Source organism: Kitasatospora sp. NPDC002551, from assembly GCF_040296005.1.
In the GTDB taxonomy this organism is placed as follows: domain Bacteria; phylum Actinomycetota; class Actinomycetes; order Streptomycetales; family Streptomycetaceae; genus Kitasatospora.
In genome coordinates this window covers 25,592-48,521 of record NZ_JBEOWI010000053.1, presented here as the reverse complement: position 1 = coordinate 48,521, position 22,930 = coordinate 25,592, and the positions used below count along the sequence as shown (strand labels likewise).

Genomic DNA, 22,930 nt, shown 5'->3' with positions numbered 1-22,930 from the left:
TTCCCCGGCAGCCATAGGTACGGCGAGGCGGACAGGCCGTCCTTCCGGATCCCGCACAGCGTCGTCCCGAAGTGCCCATGGGCGTGGGAGACATCGGCGGGCAGCTCCTCGGACTCCGCCCGTTCCCAGCGCCGGTCCGGTGACACGTACTGCGGCCGCGAGATCTCGTCCACGCCGTGGCCCAGCTCGGTCCACGCGTAGCACCAAGAGCAGAACCACTGCTCCTTCACCGGTAGGTCCTACGGCATCCGGACGTCGGGTAGCGGTACCGGCTGCGCCCCGTGTCCACACACGTCACAGATCACGGCCGAACCATGCCATGCGGCCCCGACAGGATCTTCCCGGGCGCCCTGCGGAGCCCGCCGGTCAGGAGGTGACCTCCAGGAAGGCCAGCACCGCCCGCACCCGGCGGTGGTCCTCCTCCGAGGGCGGCAGGTCGAGCTTGAGGAAGATGTTGGCGGTGTGCTTCTTCACCGCCCGCTCGGTGATCACCATGCGCTCGGCGATCCCGGCGTTGGAACGTCCCTCCGCCATCAGTTGGAGCACCTCGCGCTCCCTCGGCGTCAGCCGGTCCAGCGGTTTGCGCCGTTCGGTGCCGCCGACCAGCATGGCGATCACCTGCGGGTCGAGTGCGGTGCCGCCCGCCGCCACCCGGTGGACCGTCTCCACGAACTGGTCGGGGTCGAACACCCGGTCCTTCAGCAGGTAGCCGATCGCGCCGAGGCCGTCGGCGAGCAACTCCTTGGCGTAGAGCTGCTCGACGTACTGGGAGAGCACCAGGACCGGCAGCCCGGGTATCCGCCGCCGCGCCTCCAGCGCCGCCCGCAGGCCCTCGTCGGTGAACGTCGGGGGAAGCCGTACGTCGACCACGGCCACGTCCGGGCGCTCGGTGAGCAGGGCCCGCAGCAGGTCCGGTCCGGTGTCCACCGCGGCCGCCACCTCGAAGTCGTAGGCCTGCAGCATCCGGACCAGGCCGTCCCTCAGGAGGAAGAGGTCCTCGGCGAGGACAACGCGCACGGCAGCTCCATGGTCAGGGTCGTGGGGCCGCCGTGCGGGCTGCGGACGGCCAGGAGTCCGTCGAAGGTAGCAAGCCGGCGTTCGAGGCCGCGCAGCCCGGTGCCGCGCGAGGGGTCGGCGCCACCCGTCCCGTCGTCGGTGACCTGGGCCTTCAGCAGGCCGTCCGCGTACCAGAGTTGGACGTCGACGCGGACGGCTCCGGAGTGCTTGGCGGCGTTGGCCAGCGCCTCCGAGACGCCGAAGTAGACGGCGGACTCGACCGGTGCCTCGGGGCGGCCCGGCAACTCGGCCGACACCGTCACGTCCAGCGGGCTGTTCATGCCCAACGCCCGCACCGCGTCGACGAGTCCGCGGTCGGCCAGGACCGGCGGGTGGATGCCGCGGACCAGGTCGCGCAGCTCGCCGAGGGCGGTCGCGGAGGCCTGGCGGGTCTCGGCCAGCAGCCGCTTCGCGGCCTGCGGGTCGCGCTCGACCAGCCGCTCGGCGATCCCCAGGTTCATGCCCATGGCCACCAGCCGGGCCTGCGCGCCGTCGTGCAGGTCCCGTTCGATCCGGCGCAGTTCGGCGGCCTGGGCGCTCAGCGCGTCGCGCCGGGTCTCGGTGAGGCGGGCCACCTCGCGCCGGGCGGCCAGCGCCTCCGTGCGGGCGGTGGGGCCGAGCAGCGCCTTGGCCAGTGCGGTGTGGGCGCGCAGCGCAGCGGGGGCGTGTGCCAGCCCGACCAGGACGATCGGCAGCCCGAGGACGGCGGCGGTCCAGGCGCTGCCCGCGTCCGTCACGTGCACCCACAGGATCGTGGTGTCGCCGCCATGGGCGGCTCGCGTCGCCCAGATCCAGGGCGACAGCAGGCCGAGGGCGCCGTAGACGGTCACGGTCAGGGGGATCAGCAGCAGAGTGAAGCCGATGACCGGGTCGACGAACAGCCAGAGCAGGTCCCGCCAGGTGGCCGGGTCGGTGAGGACCGTCCGGCAGCGCGCCCAGACGCCACCGAGGCCGGGTGGGGCCTCGGGTTGCGGCAGGTAGGGTGCGCGGATCTCGGTGCGGGACCAGCGGGCGGCCAGGGTCCGCCGCAGTCCGGCCAGCCGGCGGGCCGCCAGGGCGACCGGCAGCAGCAGCGGGACGCCCACCCCGAGGGCCGTCAGGCCGCCGGCGAAGGACGCCGCGGTGAGCAGCGCCACCTGCGGTACCACGAACGCGGCCAGCACCGTGCAGCGCACCGCGGCCCGTAGGGCGCGGGGTACTGCACGCGTACGCCGTGCCTCGCTCCCCGCATCGGCCTTGTCGTCGCTCACGACCGTTCCCCCCTCCGCGCCGGCCTCGCGGCCGGCCCTCCCGCGTCTTGTTCTGCGTCCGCGGGTCCAGACTGCCGCAGTGTCGAGGCCCGATCACTGGGCCTCGGGCCACTCCTGGGGGGTACCTGGGTACACCGGGGGCCCCGCACGCCCTGCGGCTGCGAGGCCCCCGGCCTTCCCGGGCGGCGGTCAGCCGTCGGTGCGCGGCACCGGCCTCTGCTGGCGCAGCGAGATCCGGTTGCCGTCCGGGTCGGTCGCCTCGATGCGGAGGCCGAACGCGTACTCCTGCGGTTCGGGCTCGTCGAACACCACCCCGCGCTCGCGCCAGACCTCGAAGTCCTTCCGCAGGTCGTCCGACTCCAGGATGACCGGGCCGGGCACGGCCGCGCCCTCCTTCCGCGCCGGCTGGCCGGCGGACGCCGCGTGCGACCAGAGGATGATCTCGAACGGGTGGCCCGCGGCGCCCACGGTCAGGAAGCGCCCGTCGGGGCCGGGGTAGTCGATGCGCTTCTCCAGCCCCAACTGCTCGGTGTAGAAGCGCAGCGCGCGGTCCTGGTCGGTGACGTAGACCGTGACGTACATGACCTTGGTGAGCATGGTGTCGCCCTTCGGTGGCTCGGGTGTTCCGTCTCTGCCTGCCTGACGGATCCCGGTCGTCTTGTGTGACAGCCGCGTGGAAAGTCGGCCGGTCCGACTTCCCACTCCGCGCCCGTGTCGCCGCGCCCGGCGTTCCGTTGCCGCGCGTCATCGCCTCACTACCTTGAGCCGCACCGGCGGAGCCGCAACGGGGCGGCTCCGCTCCGGCCGAGAGGGAGTAGACGCATGAAGCGACGCACCGCCACCGTTCTCGGGGCCTGGCTGACGGCGGCCGCGCTGGCCGTCGGGGTGCCGAACACCGCGTACGCGGCCCACGGGGTGCTGATCATCGACGGTGCCGCGCACCCGGATCCGAGCGGGTGCATCCCGCTGGGCGACTTCGTCCGCCCGGTGGTGACCAACTTCACCGACTCGGCCGTCCAGGTCTGGACCGGGTCGGGCTGTACGGGCCAGATCGAGGCGCTCATCGCCCCGGGCACGATCTACGCGCCGCTCGCGAGCAGGAGCGTCTACGTGCCCTGACGCCAAGTCGCCCGAACGTTACGACAACTATAGTTACCAATCTCGTGATTGGTAACTATAGTTGTCGCATGCCGACTCCCGAGATCACCCCCGAAGAGCAGTCCGCCCTCGCCGTCGCCCTCCTCGACGCCCTGAACCCGCTCGCCTCGGCGCTCCGCGCCCGGGCATCCGGGCAACCCGAGCACCGCATGTGGGACGCCGACCCGGCCGAGGTGGCGCTCACCGTGCTCGCCGCCTGGAAGACGGTGGACGCCGAGGTCAAGCGGCTGACGGAGATCGCGGCCGGCACCGCCGGCGCGTACGGCGCGAGCTACGAGCAGCTGGGCGCCGCCTGGGGCATCACCCGCCAGGGTGCCCGCAAGAAGTGGCCGGACGCCGTCCCCCGCCCCGCGGCCGCCGCGGCGGACCCGGTCACCCTCGAACTGTTCGGCGGCGAGGCCGAACTGACCCGGGACCGGGTCACCGGCCACTGGACCTGGACCGCCCGGGCCGCCGACGGCTCCTGCGGCACCCCCGCCCCCGACGCCACCCCGTGCACGAGCCGCGAGGAGGCGGCCGCCTACGCGGGCGCTTACCTCCGCGAGTTCGCCGCCGCTTCCCGCGCCTGAAAGCGGCGGGCCTGCTGCCCCGACTCCGGCAGCAGGCCCGCCGGGCGGAACCCTCGGCTACAGCCGCAGCGGAGCCGGGGCGGCCGGTCGCCTCGCGGAGAGCCGCCATCCGGCCGGCACACGCACATACGTCACAGCGTTCCCCCCGTCTCCGTGGCGGACCACGGAACGTCCCACATCGAGAGATCCCCCGCCTGCTCCCCGACGGCGTCGCCGAGGGCGTCGGCCCCCGCGGACAGCTCGGCGTACAGCACGTCCCAGCTCTCGAACACGTCGGCCCCCCCGGCCCCCTGCTGGTTCTGCGGCAGCGTCCCCCGTGTCGGCCGCATGAACTCCTGCATACGTTTTCCTTCCCGTGACGGGGCCGGTGGTCGGTCGTGGGCTGATACGACGACCACTGGCCCTCGAGGCTCCTCTCTGGCGCCCCGACCCGGGCCCGCGGACCGACCGGGCGGCCGGCCCGCGAACCCTAGACGCGGACCCAGTCAGTCGGCTTCCCGGCGCGGCAGCGGGATCGGCGCCGTCCGCGCCCGCTCGTTCGCCCGCTTCAGCTCGCGGGAGACGGTGGACGCGGAGATCCCCAGGGTCTCGGCGATCTCCGCCCCCTTCCAGAGCCAGATGTGGTGGAGCTCCCAGATCCGTGCCTGCCGCTGGTCGCCGATCGCCTTGTGGACGATCCGCAGCAGCTCCTCGAACTCCAGCCGGGCGCCCGGCTGGTTGTCGCCGGGGTCCCCGGCTGTCGCGGGCCGGCTCCCCTCGGGGATCTCCGCCACCGGCTCCTCCCGGCGGACGGGAGCCGACCTCCAGTGGTCGATGGCCATCCGGCGCGCCACGGTGGTGGCGTAGGCGATCACCGGCCGGTGGAACACCGTCCCCTTGCGGACCTCGTTGATCACGACCATGCAGGCCTTGGCCGCGATGCTCTCGGCCGTCTGCTCGTCGTGCGTCATCTCGCGGAGACTGGTCACCAGGCGCGGCAGGAGGTCACGGACGAGCTCCTCGAGCTGCGCCTCGCTCATCGGCGCCGACGGGGACGGGCCATGGGCGCCCGCCCCTTCCGACTTCGCCATGGGCGTCCTTCCGTTGGACTTCGCGGGGGTGGTCCGTCGCCATCCCTCACTCCTCCGACGACGCGCAACTCCCTTTCCTTGCACGAGCAGTGGTGGCAGGGCGAGCACCCCGGCCCCGTCGAGGAGGCATGAAGCACTCCATCGTCCTGCTCACCGTGCCGCACGCCGTCCTCCTCGGCGAGGACCTGACGGGCTGGCGCACCGCGCTGCCGGCCGCGTTGCTGGCCGCCGTCGTCCTCGACGTCACCACCGCCGTGCTCCGCGGCGCCCTGCTGCGCGTACCGGGCGCCCTGCTCACCCTGCTGGTCGGCCCGCAGCTGACGGAGCCCGCCCGGCTCCGCCTGATGCCGCGGTGGCGCGCGGAGCTGTCGCGGCGGCTGGCCGCAGGCCCGCGCCGCCGGCGCCGCTACCTCGCCGCCCTGTGGTTCGTCCTGGCCCTCGCCTGGGGCGCCGCCAAGCCGTAGGCCCGGCGACCGACGGCCCTGGGCCCTGGGGCCGAGGGCTCCGGGCCCGGGGACGGATGGCCGGAGCGGCTCCATCCGCTTGGATGGCGGCATGGACGAACTCGCGAACGACCCCGAAGGCCTCACCGCCGCCCAGGTGGCGGCGTACCTCGACCGGATCGGGGCCGAGCGGCCAGGGCGGGCCGGGGCCGCCGAACTGGCGCGGCTGCAGGAGGCGCACCTGGACGCCGTGCCGTTCGAGAACCTGAGCATCCACCTCGGCGAGCCCGTCGTCCTGGAACCGGCCGCGCTGCTGGAGAAGATCGTCGCCCGGCGGCGCGGCGGGTTCTGCTACGAACTCAACGGGGCCTTCGCCGCGCTGCTGCGCGCGCTCGGCTACCGGGTCGACCTGCTCGCCGCCCGCGTCTTCGACGGCCCGCGGCCCGGGCCGCCGTTCGACCACCTCGCGCTGCGGGTGGAGGCGGACGGCGTCGCCTGGCTGGCCGACGTGGGCTTCGGGCGGTTCGCCCGCCGGCCGCTGCTCCTCGACGAGCGCGGCGAGCAGCACGACCCGGCAGGCCGGCTGACCGTCCGCCCGAGCGGGGACGGCGGCGCGGCCGACGACCTCGACCTCGACGTCGTCCTCGACGGCGAGCCGCAGTACCGGCTGGAGCGGCGCCCGCGCCGGCTGGCCGACTTCGTGCCGACCTGCTGGTGGCAGACCACGTCCCCCGACTCGCACTTCACCCGCGGGACCACCTGCTCCCGCCCCACCCCGGACGGCGGCCGGATCACCCTCACCAGCACCCGTGCCACCGGCGGTACCCGCCTGCTGCGCACCGCCCCCGACGGCACCCGCACCGAGGACCTGCTCGCCCCCGACGCCGCCCTCGCCGCCTACCGCACCCACTTCGGCTTCACCCTGGACCGCCTCCCCACCGCCCCCTGAGCAAGCGTCGGGCCGTCGCGGTGATCACCCGCCCCGGTGATCGCCCGGCCGGCCGGGCGCAGAACCGGTCCAGCCGCACCGCCGACAGGTCGACCCCGGCGCCCGGAGCCGTCGGGCGGAGGCGAGGAAGTCCGCCCCGTCCCCGGTGTCGGCCGGACCGCCCCGCCGCGGCGACGGGTCCGCGGCGGCGCTACAGCAGGCCGAGGTGGTCGAGGCCCAGGTAGGCCGGGCCCACGTCGGTGAGCCGGCCGCGGCGCAGCACGGTGGAGCGGAACTCCTCCAGCTCCATCAGCACCACCTCGATGAACTCGTTGCGCTCGTGCGCGAGCCGGGCGGTGGGGGTGCAGCCGGTGGCGACGCAGGCGTAGCGCACGCCGTTGGAGTAGGCGTCGTGCCAGGTGGCGGTGACGAGCCGGACGTCACCCCGGTAGCCGGTCTCCTCGGCGAGTTCGCGGGCGGCGGCGTCCTGCGGCGACTCGCCCGGGTCGACCACGCCGCCCGGCAGTTCGTACAGCACCGTCTGCGGGCCCGGCCGGAACTGCCGGGTCAGCACGATGCGCTGATCGGTCGTCAGGGCGACGACGGCCGCGGCCGCGTACTCGTTGGCGAGGTGGTAGACCTCCTCGCGGCCGTCGGGCATCGCGAAGGTCACCCGGTCGGCGCCGCGTCCGTACGCGCTGTGGATCGGCTCCCGGTGGAGCTCCCGCCAGTGTGCGTCGCCCATCGGGGCGGGCTCCTTCCATGGGGGCGCGCGGAGGCGTGGCGCGCGGCGGCGCGCGAGCGTTCCCGGGGGCGCGCACTGCGTGGTGTGCAGGCGCAGGATAGCCGCGCGCCGTCCGCTCCGGGGGGATTCGCCGGAATCACGCGCCGCGACCGAACGGGCACCATATGCTGCGCGGGGCGCGGCCGGCCCGCCACCGGGGGCAGCCGTGAGCCGTTCAACTCCGCTTTCCGGCAAGGTGGTTCACGCATGGGGCAGAAGAGTCGGCGCAAGGACGACGGCGAGGTGACCTTCGAGCAGGTGACCGTCCTCTCCTTCGAGCCGCAGGACGACCTCCGGGTCGACACGGACGGCCGCGTGCTGCTGCTGAGCGAGCCCGCCAGCCTGACCCGCATCCCGGTCCGGATCGTCCGCGAGGCCATGACGATCAAGCGCGTCGCGGGCTACTGGGTCACCTGGGCCGAGTGGTTCGGCCCGGACGACATCCGCAACCACGCGCGCTGGGTCCCCGACGAGGAGTACGTCCAGCCGGACGAGGGCGGCCTGGGCGGGCGGCTGGAGGTCACGGTGACCGCGTACTGGGCGGTGGAGACGGAGCCGCGCCGGGCGCGGCTGCGGACCAGCGAGGCGGTGGTCACCTTCCCGCCGGGCGAGGGCCTGCGCGAACTCGTCCTGGAGCGGCCCCTGCCGCAGCACCCGGCCACCCTGGTCGTCCACCTGACGCGCGCCGGCTGGACGGGCGGGCGCGGCGGCCAGGTGATCCACCACGGCTTCGCGGGCGAGCGGGAGGGCGTGCCGGGGGAGGGCGCCGGCTGGCGGGGCGAGCCCGTCCACCGGTACGCCGAGTGCGCCACCGGCCACCTCCCGGGCGTGGCCGTCCGCTGAGGCGGCGCGGCATCCGCCCGTGACGGCCGCCCGGCCGACCGGTCCGGCGTGAGCGGCCAGGAACCGGACGGCAGCGGCCACGAGCCGGACGGCGGCGGCCTCATCCGCGAGGCCGGCGTGCCCTCCGGCGGCGCGGTCCTCCGCACCCGGCCCGCCGACGCCTGACGGCTCAGCCGAGCGCCCCGGCCCCGAGCGCCGCCTCCGGCAGGCCGGACGCCGCCACCGCCTCGTCCGCCGGCCACCCCGCCCGCAGGCCCACCCTGCGGGCGGGGGCGCCGGCCCAGACCTCGCCCCGCCCGGTCGAGCGGGTCAGCACGGCGTTGGCGCCCACGACGGTGCCGGCGCCGACGGTCAGTACGCCCTCCTTGCAGATCACCTTGGCCCCCGCGCACAGCACCGCGCCGTCCTCCACCACCACCCGCCGCATCGCGCTCTCCTCCTGCGGCACCCACGGGTCGGCCCGGCCGACGGTCACGCCGTTGTACAGCGTCACCCCGGTGCCGAGCGTGGTGTACGGGTGCAGCACGGTGCCGAAGCCCCGGTGGAAGACGACGAGGCCCGGCCCGATCTCGGCGGCGGCCGGCACCTCCATCCCGTAGAACGCGAGCGCCTCCTGGACCAGGCGGCCCAGGAGGCGGTGACGGCGGCGGTAGATCAGCGCGGTGACGAGTGACATCCACCCATTGTGTCGGCGGTGTTACGGTGAGTCACGCACGCCCGGGGCGGCCGGGACGTCCGTGGCGTCCGCGGCCGCCGCCGCTTCACGGCTGCTTCACGTCCGGCACGGGGGTGTCGTTCTTGAAGGCGTCGAAGACCTGCTTGGCCTTCGCGGTGTCCCACTTCACCGCCGACTCGCCGGTGTTGGTCTTGAAGTCCGGGTTGGCTATCGGCACCGTGATGCTCTTGCCGCCGCCGCCGTTGACGTCCTTCATGGCGAGGAACAGCGAGCCCAGGTCGGTCAGCCCGGCGTCGTCGTCGACGATCAGGGTGCCGAGGCCGGAGGAGACCAGCGGGTAGAACGTGAACGGGTTGAGCACGGTGGCCGGCGAGGCCGCCTGCTTGGCCAGCGCGCCGAGGAACTTCTGCTGGTTGCGCATCCGGCCGAGGTCCTGGTCGGCCATCTGGTGGCGCTGGCGGACGAAGGCGAGCGCCTGGGTGCCGTCGAGGTTCTGGCAGCCGGCCTTGAGGTCGAGCCCGGAGTCCTTGTCCTTGACGTCCTGCTCGATGCACATGTCCACGCCGCCGACCGAGTCGACGATGCCCACGAAGCCGGCGAAGCCGATCTCGGCGTAGTGGTCGAGGCGGATGCCGGTGTTCATCTCGACGGTCTGCGCGAGGAGCTTGCCGCCGCCCGCCGCGAACGCCGAATTGATCTTCGAGGTGGTCGCCTTGACGGGCTTGCCGTTCTCACCGGTGTGCTCGGGGATCGGCACCCAGGAGTCGCGCGGGATGCTCATCAGGGTGTTCCCGTTGTCCCCGACGTGCAGGATCATCATCGAGTCGCTGCGCTTGCCGCCCGCGTGGCCGGTGTGCAGGTCCTCCTCCTGGGAGTCGGACAGGCCGTTGCGGCTGTCGGAGCCGACGATCAGCCAGTTGGTGCCCTTGCCCGCGGCCGGACGGCCCGGGTAGTCGACGAGCACGTTCTCGTGGTTGAGCTTGGAGTCCGCCCAGAACCAGGTGGAGACGGCGGTGACCATCAGGGCGATCAGCACGCCGAAGACCGACCACTTGACGATCCGGCGCCGGGGCCAGCGCGAGGGACGGGCGGCGGGCGACTGCGGCCCGCCGGGGGGTATCGGCCCGCCGGGCGCACCCGGCGCGCCCTGCGCCGGCACCCCGGGCCGCGCATCGGGCCGGCCCGGCCCGGCGCCGGGGCCGTACCCCTGCGCGGGCCCGTACCCGGGCGCCTGCGGCTGCCGCGCCTGCTGCGGCGGCTGTCCGTGCGGCTGCCGCGGGGGCTGCCCCTGCGGGTGTCCCTGTGGCTGGGGCTGCCGGGGCGCCGGGGCGCCCGCCCCGCGCGGGTTCAGCGAGGCGGGCAGCGGCGGCTCGGCGCCGCCGCCCTGCCCGTACGCGCCGCCACCGCCACCGTTGCCGCCGCCGTACGGGTTCCCGCCGCCGCCCGGGCGGCCCTCCTGCCACGTGTTCATGTGGGAGAGAATGCCCGACGCCGGGCGCCGTGACTCCCCCCGGGGCCCCCACCAGGGCCCTTGTAGCAGTTTTGATGCACGCACCGGATCGTTCCGCGGCAAGGTGCCGACGGGCGTGCGCCCCGCTCCGGACCGGGCCCCGCGCGCCTCCGTCTCATCATCCGTCTCACCAGGTGTTCGTCTGGCGGGACGATCCTTGACCGCCCGGAACGCTGCGTGTTTGCATGACTGCCATGGATCAGCGATGGACTCTCACGCGTCGGCGGCACGTCGACCTGCTGCGTGTGTCCTGTTCGCTCTGTTGTGGCTGACGCGCACCCGTCGAACCCCACCACCGTCCTCTTCTCCCACCTTCTCGACGCTGCCCGCGCAGCGCGCCCACCGCTGCCCGCCGCCCGGCCGGTCCCCGTCCGTCCGATCGGTGCGCCCCGCGCCCGGTGAGTGCCCCGTGCTGCCGAAGCGCCGCCCCGCTTCCTCCCCGAGGTGAACCCATGGCCACCGTCCTGTCCGTCTCCGGCTCCCCGTCCCCGACCTCCCGCACCACCCGTCTGCTGCGTCTGGTCGACGCGCGGCTGGAGGAGCGCGGCCACCGCGTCGTCCCCTTCGAGGTGCGCAGCCTGCCCGCGCACGCGCTGCTCTCCGCCGACCTCTCGCACCCCGAACTGGCCGCCGCCCTGGAGCTGTTCGCCGAGGCGGACGGCGTGGTGATCGGCACCCCGGTCTACAAGGCCGCGTACTCCGGCCTGCTCAAGGCGCTGCTGGACGTGCTGCCGCAGTACGCGCTGCGCGACAAGGCGGTCCTGCCGCTCGCCACCGGCGGCTCCACCGCGCACGTGCTGGCGGTGGACTACGCGCTGCGGCCGGTGCTCAGCTCGATGGGGGCCGACCACATCACCCAGGGCTGGTTCGTGCTGGACCGTCACATCAGCGTCCGGGACGACGGCGCCACCGTCATCGAGCGCGAGACCGACGTGCTGCTGCGGCCGGTCGTGGACGCGTTCGCGGCCGCGCTGGAGCGCCGGGCCACCCCTGCCCTCGCGTCCTGACACCCCTCCGGCGCCCCGCGCGCCGGACCTCCGCACGGCCCCAGGCCCCGTCCGGCGAACCGCCGGGCGGGGCCTTCACGCGGGCGGACCCTGACCGGGCCCGGGCCGACCCCTAGGGGGAGGGGTGCGCGACCCCGTACAACTCCGGTTGGGCCGCTTCCTACCGTCGGATGACGAGGGGGAGGGGTGCCGGCTCCTAACGTGGTGCACATCCCCGCCCGTCCGAGGCGGACCCGATGCGGTCGGGTCCGGGTCCCCGGTACACCGGGAGGGTGGGGCTGGCTCCCGGTCGAAGACTCTCCCCTGCGCGATGTCGCCGGGCGGGTGGTACGGACGAGGCTGGGGGGCAACGGGTGGGCCCACTTCTTAGGAGACGACAGTGACGACGGCAGCAGCAGCCGTGTACGACCCCCAGCTTCCCGGCGGTGCCACCGCCGTCGCCGCCTCGGCTCGTCAGGTGACCAAGTCCTACGGCTCGGGCGAGACCAGGGTCACCGCCCTCGACGCGGTCGACGTCGACATCCACCGGGGCCGCTTCACCGCGATCATGGGCCCCTCGGGCTCCGGCAAGTCGACCCTGATGCACTGCCTGGCCGGTCTGGACACGGTGACCGACGGGCGGATCTGGATCGGCGACACGGAGATCACCGGTCTGAAGGACAAGCAGCTCACCAGGCTGCGCCGGGACAAGATCGGCTTCATCTTCCAGGCGTTCAACCTCCTGCCGACGCTGAACGCGCTGGAGAACATCACGCTCCCGATGGACATCGCCGGCCGCAAGCCGGACCAGGCCTGGCTGGACCGGGTGGTGGAGACGGTCGGCCTCTCGGGCCGGCTCAAGCACCGCCCGACGCAGCTCTCCGGTGGCCAGCAGCAGCGGGTCGCGGTGGCCCGGGCGCTCGCCGCCCGCCCGGAGATCATCTTCGGCGACGAGCCCACCGGCAACCTCGACTCCCGCTCCGGCGCCGAGGTGCTCTCCTTCCTGCGCCGCAGCGTCGACGAGCTGGGCCAGACCATCGTGATGGTCACCCACGACCCGGTCGCCGCCGGCTACGCGGACCGCGTGCTGTTCCTCGCCGACGGCGTGATCGTCGACGAGATGCACGCCCCGACGGCCGACTCCGTCCTCGAGCGCATGCGCCGTTTCGACGGCAAGCGCACCAGCTGAGCGGGCAGGGGCGGACAGGATCATGCTGCTCAAGACGTCGCTGCGGAGCTTCTTCGCCCACAAGGGGAGAATGCTGCTCTCGCTGATCGCGGTCGTGCTCTCGGTCGCGTTCGTGTCCGGCACGCTGGTGTTCTCCAACACCGCGACCAGCACCTTCGACAAGCTCTTCGCGTCGACCGCCTCCGACCTCTCGGTCGGGCCCGCCAAGCCGGAGTTCGGCGAGGAGGACGCCCGGGAGAAGGCGCGCGCGATATCCGTCGAGACCGTCCGCAAGGTCGCCGCGGTCCCCGGGGTGAAGACGGCGATCGGTCAGGTCGCGGTGGAGAACGCCACCCTGGTCGACCCGGCCACCAACAAGCAGGTCGGCCCGACCAGCGGCGCCCCGACCATCGTCGGCAACTGGGCGGACACCCCGCGCAACGCGGTCGAGATCACCTCCGGCCACCTGCCGCAGGGTGGCGACCAGGTCGTCGTCGACGCGGACACCGCCAAGAAGGCCAAGCTCGGCCTGGGCGGCAGGCTGCGGGTGATCACCACCGACAAGCACGACTTCACCATCGTCGGCATCGCCTCGTTCAAGACCACCAACCCGGGCGCCGCGCTGGCCTTCCTGGACACCCCCACCGCGCAGAACGTCCTGCTCGGGCAGAGCGCCTTCACCTCGGTCGAGGTGTTCGGTGACGGCAGCCGCACCGACGAGCAGCTCAAGTCCGACGCGCTGGGCGGGCTCGGCGCGGGCTACCAGGCGAAGACCGCCGCCGAGCAGAAGGCGGACGGGCAGAAGAGCGTCGGGTCCTTCCTCGACTTCATGAAGTACGCGATGCTCGGCTTCGCCGGCGTCTCGCTGCTGGTCGGCGGCTTCCTGATCATCAACACCTTCTCGATGCTGGTCGCCCAGCGCACCCGGGAGATCGGCCTGCTGCGCGCCGTCGGCGGCAGCCGCAAGCAGGTCAACCGCTCGGTGCTGGTGGAGGCGCTGCTCCTCGGCGTGACCGGTTCGACCCTCGGCATCGGTGCCGGCCTGGGCCTGGCGGTCGGGCTGATCCAGCTGATGAACGCGGTCGGCATGCACCTCGACGCCGGGGACCTCGCCATCGGCGCCGACGTGTTCGTCGCCGGATACGCGGTGGGCATCGTGATCACCGTGCTCGCGGCCTGGATCCCGGCCCGCCGGGCCAGCCGGATCGCGCCGATCGCCGCGCTGCGCGACCACGGCACCCCGGCCGAGTCCCGCTCCAACACCGTCCGGGCGGTCATCGGCCTGGTGCTGACGGCCGGCGGCGGCGGTTTGCTGGTGCTGGCCGCCAGGGCGGAGAAGACGGCCACCGGCGGCCAGTACATCGGGCTGGGCGTGCTGCTCACCCTGGTCGGTTTCGTGGTCCTCGGCCCGCTGCTGGCCACCACCGTGGTGCGGGTGCTCGGCGCCCTGCTGCCCACCCTGTTCGGCCCGTCCGGCAGGCTCGCCCAGCGCAACGCGATGCGCAACCCGCGCCGCACCGGTGCCACGGCCGCCGCCCTGATGATCGGACTGGCGCTGGTGGTCGGCGCCTCGGTCTTCACCTCCACGGTGATCAAGTCCACCAACCAGCAGATCGACCGCTCCGTCGGTGCCGACTACATCATCTCGGCCGGCCAGAACGGCGTCTCCCCGGAGATCGTCGACGCGGTGCGGAAGACCTCGGGCGTGGACCACGTCACCGAGCAGAAGTCCCTGCGCGCGCGCTTCACGACGCCGGACGGCAAGACCTCGGACTCGACCGTCTCCGCCGTCTCCGCGCAGTTCACCGACGACTTCCGGCTGCCGGTCAAGGCCGGCAGCGCCGACTCCCTCAAGCAGGGCTCGCTCGCGGTCGGCGAGGACTACGCCAAGGACCACGGCCTGAAGGTCGGCGACGCCGTCAAGATCGACTACGGCCAGGGGCGCGCCCAGTCGCTGCCGGTCGGCGTCATCATGACCAAGGGCAACTCGCTCTTCGACGGCAACACCTTCGCCTCGCTCGACACCGTCGGCAAGGCGGTGCCGGCCGCGGCCCAGCCGGTGGACGCCGTGCTCTTCGGCAAGGCGGCGGCGGGAGCGGACGTCGCCCGGACGCTCACCGCGCTGGAGGACGCGCTCAAGGAGTACCCGCAGGCCTCGGTCCGCGACCAGGCCGGGTACAAGGACCTCGTCCAGGAGCAGGTCAACACGCTGCTCTACATGATCTACGGCCTGCTCGGCCTGGCGATCGTGGTCGCGGTGCTCGGCGTGGTCAACACCCTGGCGCTCTCGGTGGTCGAGCGGACCCGCGAGATCGGCCTGCTGCGGGCGATCGGGCTCTCCCGCCGCCAGCTGCGCCGGATGATCCGCCTGGAGTCGATGGTGATCGCCCTGTTCGGCGCGATCCTCGGCACCGCGCTCGGCCTGGCCTGGGGCATCACCGGGCAGCGGGTGCTGCGGACGCAGGGCCTGGAGGCGCTCGCCGTCCCGGTCACCACGATCGTCTTCACGCTGGCGGCCTCGGTGGTCATCGGACTGCTGGCCGCCCTCATCCCGGCCTTCCGGGCCGGACGGATGAACATCCTCGCGGCGATCGCGACGGACTGAGCGGGTGCGACCCCCGGATCGGGGGATCGGGGGTCGCACCGGGGGACCAGGGGCGGGGGCCGAGGGACCAAGGGAATAGGGGGAAGGGGCAGGGCGCCGTGGGCGCCCGGCCCCTCGCCGGTCGGTGCGTGCCGGGCCGGCTCACGGGCAGATGATGTCGCTCGCCCGTTCGGCGCCCGCCGCCTCCTCCGCCCCCGCCGGGCCGGCGGACGCCGCACCCGGCGCCGCACCCGGCCCCGAGGACGGCGGGGCGGCGAGGGCCGAGGGCCCGGCGGACGGCCCCGCCGCGGGCTGGCCCGCCGTCGGAGCCGCCGTCGGCGAGGCCTCCGGGTAGTCCGTGCCCGCGTACAGCTGGAGGATCACCCCGAGCCCCGGCACCGGCGTCAGCTCGGCCTCCGGCACCGCGCCCGCCAGCGTCCGCGCCGCATCCGCCCAGCGCGGGTCGTACCGGATCACCGTCCGCCCGGCCGCGGTGCCGGCCGGGGCGTTGGACGGCGCCCCGGTGGTGGCGAACCCGGCCCGCCGCAGCTCGCCGTCGACCCGGGCACCCAGCCCGGCCACGCCCGTCGCGTTGAACACCTGGACGTGCACCTGCTCCGGCGCGACGACGGCCGCCGTCGCCCGGGCCGAAGCCGCCGGACCCTCAGCCGTCGCCTCGGGGTCCGGGCCCCCGCCCGTCCCGCCCGTCCCGCCCGTTCCGCCTGCCCCGACCGCCCCGCCCGTCAGCGGCCGCTCCTCCCGGACGGCCTCGAAGAGCTGCCGCGCCCCCTCCTCGTCCCACAGCACCGTCGACCCCCACCCGGCGACCGGATGGTCCACCGAGGCGAGCGGCACGGTCACGAAGTCGGCCCGCCCGGCCGTCAGGTCCTTCATCCTGGTCGCCAGGGTGATCAGGTCGTCGGCCGCGAGCCCCTTGTCGGCCTTGACCGAGCCGAGCAGGCTGTCCGTCACCCGGGCCAGCCGGACCGGGTTGAGCAGGGTGCCGCTGCTGGTCACCTCGTGCAGCAGCTGGGCGACGAACTTCTGCTGCCGGTGCATCCGCCCGAGGTCGGAGCTGCCGTCGACGTGCCGGGCGCGCACGTACTTGAGCGCCCCCGCGCCGTCCAGGGTGCTGGTGCCGGCCGGCAGGTCCAGACCCGAGTACTCGTCCTTGAGCGGCTTGGCCGTGCAGACCCGGACCCCGCCGACGGCGTCCACGGCGGCCACGAACCCGGCGAAGTTCACCTGCAGGTAGTGGTCGATCCGCAGCCCGGTGTTCTGCTCCACGGTGGCGACCGCCAGCTGCGGCCCGCCCAGCCCGTACGCGGCGTTGATCTTCCCCTTGCCGGCCGGGACCTCCTTGCGGGTCGCCGGATCCCGGTGGGCCGGGATGTCGACATAGGAGTCACGCGGAATGCTGATCACACTGGCCCGGGAGCCGTTCCCGGCGAGCTGGACGATCATCATCGTGTCGGTGCAGCGGCAGGACTCGCCCCCGGCGTGCAGCACGGTCTTCAGCGTCCTCTCCGGGATGCCCTCGCGCTCGTCGGTGCCGACCACCAGGAAGGTGGTGGAGCCGTCGTCGGCCGGCCGGGCCCCGTCCCCGCCGAAGGCCTCGACCCGGTCGATCGAACCGAGGCCGTGCAGCACCGCCCAGCCGCCGCAGGAGGTGGCGAGGATGCCGAGGGCGATGCCCGCGGCCAGTCGGCGGGGCCATCGGCGCCGTCGTCCGGGAGAGGATCCGGACCGTCCGGGCGAGGCGCCGGCCGGGCCTCCGGGCAGGGCGGAGAGGGGGGAGACGGGCATCTCTCGGATGGTAGGGGCGCCCTCGGCCGGGCCGGGTGAGGGCGCGCCGGGGTCGGGGGGTACGGTGGGCCCCGATCGGTGAAACGTTCCTCCTTGCGCTCTCCGGCGACGGCGGAACGTCTCGTCGACGTCCCCCGCGTGCGTCCGCTCCCGGGCCGGGCACAGCGGCCCAGACCGGGACAAGACGGCGCCCCGCCCGCACCGGTACGGTTGGCCCCGATGAACACCAAGGCTGCTGAGGAGCTGCCGGCGGTCTCCGTGATCATGCCGGTGCTCAACGAGGAACGACACCTGCGCACGGCAGTCCGGCACATCCTGGAACAGGACTACGCCGGGCCGATGGAGGTGGTGATCGCCCTCGGTCCTTCCACCGACCGCACCGCGCAGATCGCCGCCGAACTCGTCGCCGAGGACCCGCGGGTCCGGACCGTGGAGAACCCCACCGGGCGCACCCCCGCCGGACTGAACGCCGCGATCCGCGGCTCCCGCCACCCGATAGTGGTACGCGTGGACGGCCACGGTCTGTTGACCCCGGGCTACATCACCACGGCCGTCCGGCTGCTCGGCGAGATGGAGGCGGCCAACGTCGGCGGAATCATGCACGCCGAGGGCGAGACCGAGTGGGAGAACGCGGTCGCCGTCGCGATGACCTCCAAGATAGGCGTCGGCAACGCCGCCTTCCACACCGGCGGCCTTGCCGGCCCTGCGGACACGGTCTACCTCGGGGTGTTCCGGCGCGAGGTGCTGGAACGCCTCGGCGGCTACAACGAGGAGTTCGTCCGCGCCCAGGACTGGGAGCTCAACTACCGCATCCGCCAGGACGGCGGCCTGGTCTGGTTCACCCCGCAGCTGCGCGTCACCTACCGCCCCCGGCCCAGCATCAAGGCGCTCGCCAAGCAGTACAAGGACTACGGCCGCTGGCGCCGGGTGGTCACCCGGTACCACAAGGGCTCGGTCAACCTGCGCTACCTCGCGCCCCCGGCCGCCTTCCTGGGCGTCACGCTCGGGCTGGTGCTCGGCGTCGCCGTCCACCCGGCCTTCCTGGCCGCCCCCGGTGCCTACCTGCTGGGCGTCCTCGGCGGTGCGCTGGCCGAGGGCCGCGGCCTGTCGCTCAAGGCGCGGCTGCTGCTCCCGGTGGCCTTCGCGACCATGCACCTCAGCTGGGGCTTCGGCTTCGTCACCTCGCCGCGCTCGCTGGCCCGCAAGGTGATCGGCAGCCGTGCCCCCTCCGCCACCGACGTGGTGGCCGAACGCGGCTGACGTCCGGCGCCCTCCCCGGGCCCCGACCACGCCGGCCGGCCGCCCGCGCAGACCGCGCAGACCGCGCAGACCGGCCAATCCCGCGGACCCGCCCTCCCGTTCCCGCGCCCGACGCTATCGTCGGGCGCCATGGGGACAGTTGAGGGCGGGTCCGCCGCCGCTGCCGGGGCCCGGGTCGAGCCGACCGCCGACGTGGACGGGCGCGCGGTGCTCGGCCCCGGGACGACCGTCTGGCACCTCGCCCAGGTCCGCGAGGACGCGGTGGTCGGCGCGGACTGCATCATCGGCCGCGGCGCCTACGTCGGCCCCGGTGTGCGCATCGGCGACCGGGTCAAGCTGCAGAACCACGCGCTGGTCTACGAGCCCGCGGTGCTGGAGGACGGCGTCTTCGTCGGCCCGGCCGCGGTGCTCACCAACGACCTCTACCCGCGCTCGGTGGACGTCGACGGCCGGCTCAAGCGCGGCGACGACTGGCACGCCCGGGGGGTGACGCTGCGCCAGGGGTGTTCGATCGGCGGCCGCGCCGTCCTGGTCGCCGGGGTGACGGTGGGCCGCTGGGCGCTGGTCGCGGCCGGCGCGGTGGTCCACCGGGACGTCCCGGACTTCGCCCTGGTGGCCGGCGTCCCGGCCCGCCGGATCAAGTGGGTCGGCCGGGCCGGCGAGCCGCTGGAGGCGGCCGGCGGGGACCGCTGGCGCTGCCCGCGCACCGGCGAGGAGTACCGGGAGGCCGACGGCCTGCTCGCCCGGGTCACCGCGGAGGACGCCTGAGGCGCACCGAGCGGCCCGGGGCGCTACTTCGCGCAGACGTCGGTGTCGTCGGCCTGGACCCGCTGGAGGTCCTTGGGCGCCTCGGTCGGCGGCGCGCTCGGGCTCGCCGCGGCCGCCGCGGCGGCCGGAGCGTCCTTGCCGAGCACCAGCACCAGCCCGTCCTTGGCGCCCAGCTTCGGGTCCGCCTTGACCGCGTCGGCGGGCAGGCCCAGCGCGGCGGCCAGTGCCGCCGCCTCGGTGGCCTTCCCGGCCGGGTGGGAGACCGTGGTGGCGGCCGTGACCGGCGCGTTGGCGGAGGTGGCGGCCCGGGCGTAGCCCTTCGCCTGGAGCCGGTCGACGGTCTGCTGGGCCTGCCCGGGCGTCCCGCTGCCGTTGCGCACCGTCACCCGCAACTCCTTCGCGTCCACCGCCGGAGCGGCCGACGAAGCCGGAGCCGTCGGGGTCGTCGTGGCCGACGGAGAGGCCGGGGCCGCCGTCCCGCTGGCCGCCGGAGCCGTCGGGGTCCCGGTCAGCGACCGGTCGTTCCCGACCATCGAGAACAACTGCCCGGCGTCCGGCTGCTTGAGCACCAGCCGGTTCTCGTCCACCGGGTCGTCCAGCACCGGCACGGTGGCGAAGGTGATGTTCTTGGTGTCGACCTTGCTGACGTCCAGCGCGAGGCTCGTCAGCTTGTCGACGCTGCCGATCCCGGAGTCGACGGTGAGCGCCTTGGTGGAGGCGTCCGCGAGCTTCCACAGCTTGGCCGGGTCGGTCAGGGTGCCGTTGCTCTTGACGGAGCGGATCATCGAGCTGATGAACTGCTGCTGCAGCGGGATCCGGGTGAGGTCGCCGCCCTGCCCGACGGCGTGCCGGGTGCGTACGAAGGCGAGCGCCTCGTCGCCCTGGACGACGTGCCGGCCCTTGCTCATCTTCAGGTGCGAGTCCGGGTCGTTGATGTCCTTGGCCACGCACACCTCGACGCCGCCGACGGCGCTGGAGAGCGTCTTCACGGCCTCGAAGTCGGCCATCACGAAGTGGTCGACCCGGATCCCGGTCAGCTTCTCGACGGTCTTCCAGGTGCAGCCCGGGTCGCGGCCCTCCTGGCCGAGGCTGTTGTTGAACATCGTGCGCGCCGAACCGGGAATGGTCTTCCCGTCCGGCGTCGAGCAGTCCGGGACGGGCACCATGAGGTCGCGCGGGATGCTGAGCACCGTCGCGTTGCTGCGGTCCTTGGCGACGTGGAAGAGCAGCGTGGTGTCGGCGTGCCCGGCGCTGCCCTCGTCGCCGTATTCGCGGCCCAGGCCCTCCCGGCTGTCGGTGCCGATCACCAGGATGTTCATGGCGTCGCCGGCCGCCTGGGGCCGCTCCGCCTCGTTGCCCAGCTGCACCTTGACGGCGGTGATGTTGTTGTTGAAGTGCTGGTAGGCGTAGTACGCGCCGCCGCAGCCGGCCACCAGGACGAACGCGCCCAGGCCGGCGGTCCACTTCAGCAGCCGCCGGCGGCGGTTGCGCCGCGCGGTGCGCGCCCGGCGGTGGGCGGCCCGGCCGCCGACGGCCGGCAGTTCAGGTACGGACCCGGGCTCCGGCTCGGGCGCGACACCGGACGCGGCATCGGGCACGAACTCGGGCGCGAACTCGGGCTCGCCCGCGTGCCGCCGGCGCTGGACGGGGATGCCCCGGGCCGGGTCGGACGGGGGCTGGCCGGCGTCCGGCGTGGCGCCGTGGGTGTCCTGCTGCACGGGTGTTCCCCTCCCTCCGACCGGTTCCCGGGCCGGTGCGCGAATTGCGCGACCGACTCGGACACCCTAGACGAGCCGGGTGGGGGAATTGTTCCTGGTGTGATCTCCGCCATGGTGCTTGACGGCATTTCCGCAGGTGAATCCGGTGCTGGGAATTTCTGGGGAGATCCTTTAAGGATCATGATCCGTGTACGGAACGGTGATCCGATCAACGGTTGATCAGGAGTGCTCCGGGTCAGCGCACCGCGCACGCGTCCACGTCGGCCGTCCGCCCCTCGAAGGACGGCGGGGTGCTCACGCTCGGTGACGGCTCGGCCGACGGCGACGCCGTCCGGTCGGGTGAGGGCGACGCCGCCCGGCCGGCCGTGGGCACCGCCCGGGCCGTCGGCGACGGCCCCGACCCCGGCGGCCGCACCTCCACCGGCCGGTCGTCCCGCAGCGCCGCGAAGAGCTGGGTGGTCTGCGGCTGCACGAACTCGTCCCGGTCCGAGTCGAACCGGTACGGCTGCCGCGGCGCGGTCAGGAAGGTCACGTCCGAGGACGGGATCCCGCGCAGGTCCTGCGTCAGGTCGTACAGCGCGCCCAGCGAGGACAGCCCGCCGTCGGCCCGCACCGACGAGGTGGCCGCGTCCAGCACCGGCCACAGCTTGGTCGGGTTGAGCAGCACGTCCTGCGACTGCACCTTGCGGATCAGCGCCGCGAGGAACTGCTGCTGACGCCCCATCCGCTGGGTGTCGCTGCCGTCGCCCAGGGTCTCCCGGGCGCGGACGTAGCCGAGCGCCTGCTCGCCGCGCAGGGTCTGCCGCCCGGCCGGCAGGTCCAGCTTGGCGTCCTTGTCGTGGATCGGCTGCGGGACGCACACCTCGACCCCGTCGACGGCGTCCACCATCCGCTTGAACCCGGTGAAGTCGACGATCACGTAGTGGTCGATCCGGATGCCGCTGAGCTGCTCGACGGTCCGGATCGAGCAGGCCGGGCCGCCGGTCTCGAAGGCCGTGTTGAACTGCATCAGCGCGGGCCGGCTGCGGTTGCCGTCCGGCTTCTCGCAGGCGGGGACGGTCACCATGACGTCGCGCGGGATGGAGACGGCGGTCGCGTGCCGCCGGTCGGCCGCCAGGTGGAGCAGGATCGTGGTGTCCGAACGCTGGCCGCCCGCCGAGCCGTAGGAGGCGTTGGCGCCGGTCCGGTCGTCGCTGCCGATCAGCAGCAGGTTCTCCGCGCCGCGGGCCCCGGCGGTCCGGGCGGGGCGCTCGGCCTCCAGCCGGGCCAGCAGCTGGTCGGTGGTGGAGTCGGTGCGGATGTTGCCGTCGAGCTTGCGGTAGGCGATCCAGAGCACCGTGCCGCAGGCGACCAGCAGGAACGCGAGGGCGCACGCGGTGACGACCAGCCACCGCCGGCGGCGGCGACGGCGGTCGCCGGAAGCCTCGGGATCGGCTTCCGGCTCCGCGGCGCCGGTCTCCTCGGTCGGGGGGCGTTCGGTCGGGGGGTGCTCGGTGTCGTCCTCGGCCATGGCAGGGATCCCTACCCGCCGGGCCGGGGCCGGGGATTACCCGAGGCGCAGTGTCACCCGTTCGGACTCCACGCGCTTCTCCCACTGGTCGGCGTCCAGGCCGTCGGAGTTGCGGCAGAGCACCACCGACGCGCCCGCCGACAGCGGCGCCAGCAGTCCGGCCTCCAGGCCCGCCCAGTCGTCGTAGGAGAGGGTGGAGAGCACCCGGTCACCCGGCCCGACCCCGAGCCGGGCGGCGCCCTCGCGGGCCAGCCGGACGGTCTGTTCCCCGGTCAGCTTCAGCGGCAGGCCGTCGACGGAGGTCTCCAGCGCCGGGGCGTCCGGGGTGACGGGGGAGTAGGGGGCGAACCGGTCGCCCTGGCCGGGCACCTCGGCCGCGTAGTCCAGGAAGCCGTCCGGCCGCTGCGGGAACCGGCCGCCGAGCGGGCGCAGCGCGAGCGCCACCCGCTCGCCCTCGCAGGCCTGGGCGGCCTCCAGGCCGTCCGGGCCGCTGACCACCAGGTCGGCGGCGGCCGGGTCGCCGCCCGGGACCGCCGTCACCCCGACCGACCAGCAGGCGAGCAGCCAGACGGCGCTCTGCCAGTGGGCCGGGAGGAGCAGCGCGGCGCGGTCGCCCGGCCCGGCGTTGAGCTCGTCCTGGAGCAGGTTGGCGGTCTTGGCCACCCAGTTGTCGAAGGTCCGGGCGGAGAGCTCGACGCGTTCGCCGCTGGCGTCGTCGTAGAAGGTGACCAGGGGGGCCGCGGGGTCGACTGAGGGAGTGCCACCTCGCAGGAAAGCGTGCAGCAGCTCGACGGGGGTGCGGGCATCGGCAGCGAAAGGCGCAGTCATGGTGCGCCCCAGCCT

Annotated in this window: 23 protein-coding genes; 11 read left to right on the top strand and 12 right to left on the bottom strand. The window is 74.0% G+C overall.

Translation table 11 applies throughout. The annotated features are described in order from the left end of the window. Positions 1–366: 366 nt before the first annotated feature. From ABT093_RS32510 to ABT093_RS32500, 3 genes are all read right to left on the bottom strand, one after another. Positions 367–1,017 (bottom strand): LuxR C-terminal-related transcriptional regulator, encoded by a 651-nt coding sequence (locus ABT093_RS32510; protein ID WP_350570483.1) that lies wholly within the window; start codon positions 1,015–1,017, stop codon positions 367–369. Beyond that, positions 981–2,306 carry a sensor histidine kinase gene (locus ABT093_RS32505; protein WP_350570481.1) on the bottom strand — a complete coding sequence of 442 codons (1,326 nt, stop codon included), beginning with the start codon at positions 2,304–2,306 and terminating at the stop codon, positions 981–983. The genes ABT093_RS32510 and ABT093_RS32505 overlap by 37 nt, the downstream gene beginning before the upstream one ends. Before the next feature lie 189 nt (positions 2,307–2,495). After that, the gene (locus ABT093_RS32500; protein ID WP_350570479.1) at positions 2,496–2,903 is read right to left on the bottom strand and encodes a VOC family protein; all 408 of its coding nucleotides are present in this window, start codon (positions 2,901–2,903) and stop codon (positions 2,496–2,498) included. Between the two features lie 225 nt (positions 2,904–3,128). On the opposite strand from ABT093_RS32500, the gene ABT093_RS32495 reads away from it, so the two are divergent. Both ABT093_RS32495 and ABT093_RS32490 read left to right on the top strand, forming a co-directional pair. Then, positions 3,129–3,425 carry a hypothetical protein gene (locus ABT093_RS32495; protein ID WP_350570477.1) on the top strand — a complete coding sequence of 99 codons (297 nt, stop codon included), beginning with the start codon at positions 3,129–3,131 and terminating at the stop codon, positions 3,423–3,425. A gap of 68 nt (positions 3,426–3,493) precedes the next feature. Continuing rightward, complete coding sequence (locus ABT093_RS32490; RefSeq protein ID WP_350570475.1) at positions 3,494–4,033, top strand: hypothetical protein; 540 nt, start codon at positions 3,494–3,496, stop codon at positions 4,031–4,033. 131 nt (positions 4,034–4,164) lie between these two features. Here ABT093_RS32490 and ABT093_RS32485 read toward each other — a convergent pair whose 3' ends face one another. Together ABT093_RS32485 and ABT093_RS32480 are read right to left on the bottom strand one after the other, a co-directional pair. Then, positions 4,165–4,374: a hypothetical protein gene (locus ABT093_RS32485; RefSeq protein ID WP_350570474.1), complete on the bottom strand. Its 210-nt coding sequence runs from the start codon at positions 4,372–4,374 to the stop codon at positions 4,165–4,167. A gap of 144 nt (positions 4,375–4,518) precedes the next feature. Next, a complete protein-coding gene (locus ABT093_RS32480; protein ID WP_350570472.1) occupies positions 4,519–5,103 on the bottom strand; it encodes an RNA polymerase sigma factor in 585 nt (194 codons plus the stop codon). A gap of 128 nt (positions 5,104–5,231) precedes the next feature. On the opposite strand from ABT093_RS32480, the gene ABT093_RS32475 reads away from it, so the two are divergent. After that, positions 5,232–5,567: a hypothetical protein gene (locus tag ABT093_RS32475; protein ID WP_350570470.1), complete on the top strand. Its 336-nt coding sequence runs from the start codon at positions 5,232–5,234 to the stop codon at positions 5,565–5,567. 91 nt (positions 5,568–5,658) lie between these two features. Then, positions 5,659–6,495: an arylamine N-acetyltransferase family protein gene (locus tag ABT093_RS32470; RefSeq protein WP_350570468.1), complete on the top strand. Its 837-nt coding sequence runs from the start codon at positions 5,659–5,661 to the stop codon at positions 6,493–6,495. Between the two features lie 190 nt (positions 6,496–6,685). On the opposite strand, the gene ABT093_RS32465 is transcribed toward ABT093_RS32470, so the two are convergent. Next, positions 6,686–7,219: an NUDIX hydrolase gene (locus ABT093_RS32465; RefSeq protein WP_350570467.1), complete on the bottom strand. Its 534-nt coding sequence runs from the start codon at positions 7,217–7,219 to the stop codon at positions 6,686–6,688. Between the two features lie 246 nt (positions 7,220–7,465). Between ABT093_RS32465 and ABT093_RS32460 the strand changes: the two genes are divergently transcribed. Beyond that, positions 7,466–8,101: a hypothetical protein gene (locus ABT093_RS32460; protein WP_350570466.1), complete on the top strand. Its 636-nt coding sequence runs from the start codon at positions 7,466–7,468 to the stop codon at positions 8,099–8,101. Positions 8,102–8,270: 169 nt separating this feature from the next. Here the strand turns inward: ABT093_RS32460 and ABT093_RS32455 are convergent, their stop codons facing one another. After that, the gene (locus ABT093_RS32455; protein WP_350570465.1) at positions 8,271–8,777 is read right to left on the bottom strand and encodes an LbetaH domain-containing protein; all 507 of its coding nucleotides are present in this window, start codon (positions 8,775–8,777) and stop codon (positions 8,271–8,273) included. Between the two features lie 85 nt (positions 8,778–8,862). Next, positions 8,863–10,248 (bottom strand): LCP family protein, encoded by a 1,386-nt coding sequence (locus ABT093_RS32450; protein WP_350570463.1) that lies wholly within the window; start codon positions 10,246–10,248, stop codon positions 8,863–8,865. Between the two features lie 224 nt (positions 10,249–10,472). Here ABT093_RS32450 and ABT093_RS32445 point away from each other — a divergent pair, with 224 nt between their 5' ends. The 4 genes from ABT093_RS32445 (at position 10,473) to ABT093_RS32430 (ending at position 15,046) form a co-directional block, all read left to right on the top strand. Continuing rightward, positions 10,473–10,559 carry a putative leader peptide gene (locus tag ABT093_RS32445; protein WP_350554585.1) on the top strand — a complete coding sequence of 29 codons (87 nt, stop codon included), beginning with the start codon at positions 10,473–10,475 and terminating at the stop codon, positions 10,557–10,559. A 180-nt stretch (positions 10,560–10,739) separates the two neighbouring features. Further along, complete coding sequence (gene ssuE / locus ABT093_RS32440) at positions 10,740–11,294, top strand: NADPH-dependent FMN reductase (protein ID WP_350570461.1); 555 nt, start codon at positions 10,740–10,742, stop codon at positions 11,292–11,294. 379 nt (positions 11,295–11,673) lie between these two features. Then, positions 11,674–12,462 carry an ABC transporter ATP-binding protein gene (locus ABT093_RS32435; RefSeq protein ID WP_502884372.1) on the top strand — a complete coding sequence of 263 codons (789 nt, stop codon included), beginning with the start codon at positions 11,674–11,676 and terminating at the stop codon, positions 12,460–12,462. 22 nt (positions 12,463–12,484) lie between these two features. Continuing rightward, a complete protein-coding gene (locus ABT093_RS32430; RefSeq protein WP_350570460.1) occupies positions 12,485–15,046 on the top strand; it encodes an ABC transporter permease in 2,562 nt (853 codons plus the stop codon). A 141-nt stretch (positions 15,047–15,187) separates the two neighbouring features. Here the strand turns inward: ABT093_RS32430 and ABT093_RS32425 are convergent, their stop codons facing one another. Further along, positions 15,188–16,831, bottom strand: coding sequence for an LCP family protein (locus ABT093_RS32425; RefSeq protein WP_350570459.1), 1,644 nt, complete (start codon positions 16,829–16,831; stop codon positions 15,188–15,190). A 219-nt stretch (positions 16,832–17,050) separates the two neighbouring features. Here ABT093_RS32425 and ABT093_RS32420 point away from each other — a divergent pair, with 219 nt between their 5' ends. Both ABT093_RS32420 and ABT093_RS32415 read left to right on the top strand, forming a co-directional pair. Beyond that, positions 17,051–18,091: a glycosyltransferase family 2 protein gene (locus tag ABT093_RS32420; protein ID WP_350570457.1), complete on the top strand. Its 1,041-nt coding sequence runs from the start codon at positions 17,051–17,053 to the stop codon at positions 18,089–18,091. A gap of 129 nt (positions 18,092–18,220) precedes the next feature. Next, positions 18,221–18,859, top strand: coding sequence for an acyltransferase (locus ABT093_RS32415; protein WP_350570455.1), 639 nt, complete (start codon positions 18,221–18,223; stop codon positions 18,857–18,859). 23 nt (positions 18,860–18,882) lie between these two features. Here the strand turns inward: ABT093_RS32415 and ABT093_RS32410 are convergent, their stop codons facing one another. The 3 genes from ABT093_RS32410 to ABT093_RS32400 all read right to left on the bottom strand — a co-directional run bounded on the left by ABT093_RS32410 (position 18,883) and on the right by ABT093_RS32400 (position 22,915). Next, positions 18,883–20,577, bottom strand: coding sequence for an LCP family protein (locus ABT093_RS32410; RefSeq protein ID WP_350570454.1), 1,695 nt, complete (start codon positions 20,575–20,577; stop codon positions 18,883–18,885). 235 nt (positions 20,578–20,812) lie between these two features. After that, positions 20,813–22,087 carry an LCP family protein gene (locus ABT093_RS32405; RefSeq protein WP_350570452.1) on the bottom strand — a complete coding sequence of 425 codons (1,275 nt, stop codon included), beginning with the start codon at positions 22,085–22,087 and terminating at the stop codon, positions 20,813–20,815. 36 nt (positions 22,088–22,123) lie between these two features. Next, positions 22,124–22,915 carry a TIGR03089 family protein gene (locus ABT093_RS32400; RefSeq protein ID WP_350570451.1) on the bottom strand — a complete coding sequence of 264 codons (792 nt, stop codon included), beginning with the start codon at positions 22,913–22,915 and terminating at the stop codon, positions 22,124–22,126. Positions 22,916–22,930: the final 15 nt, after the last annotated feature.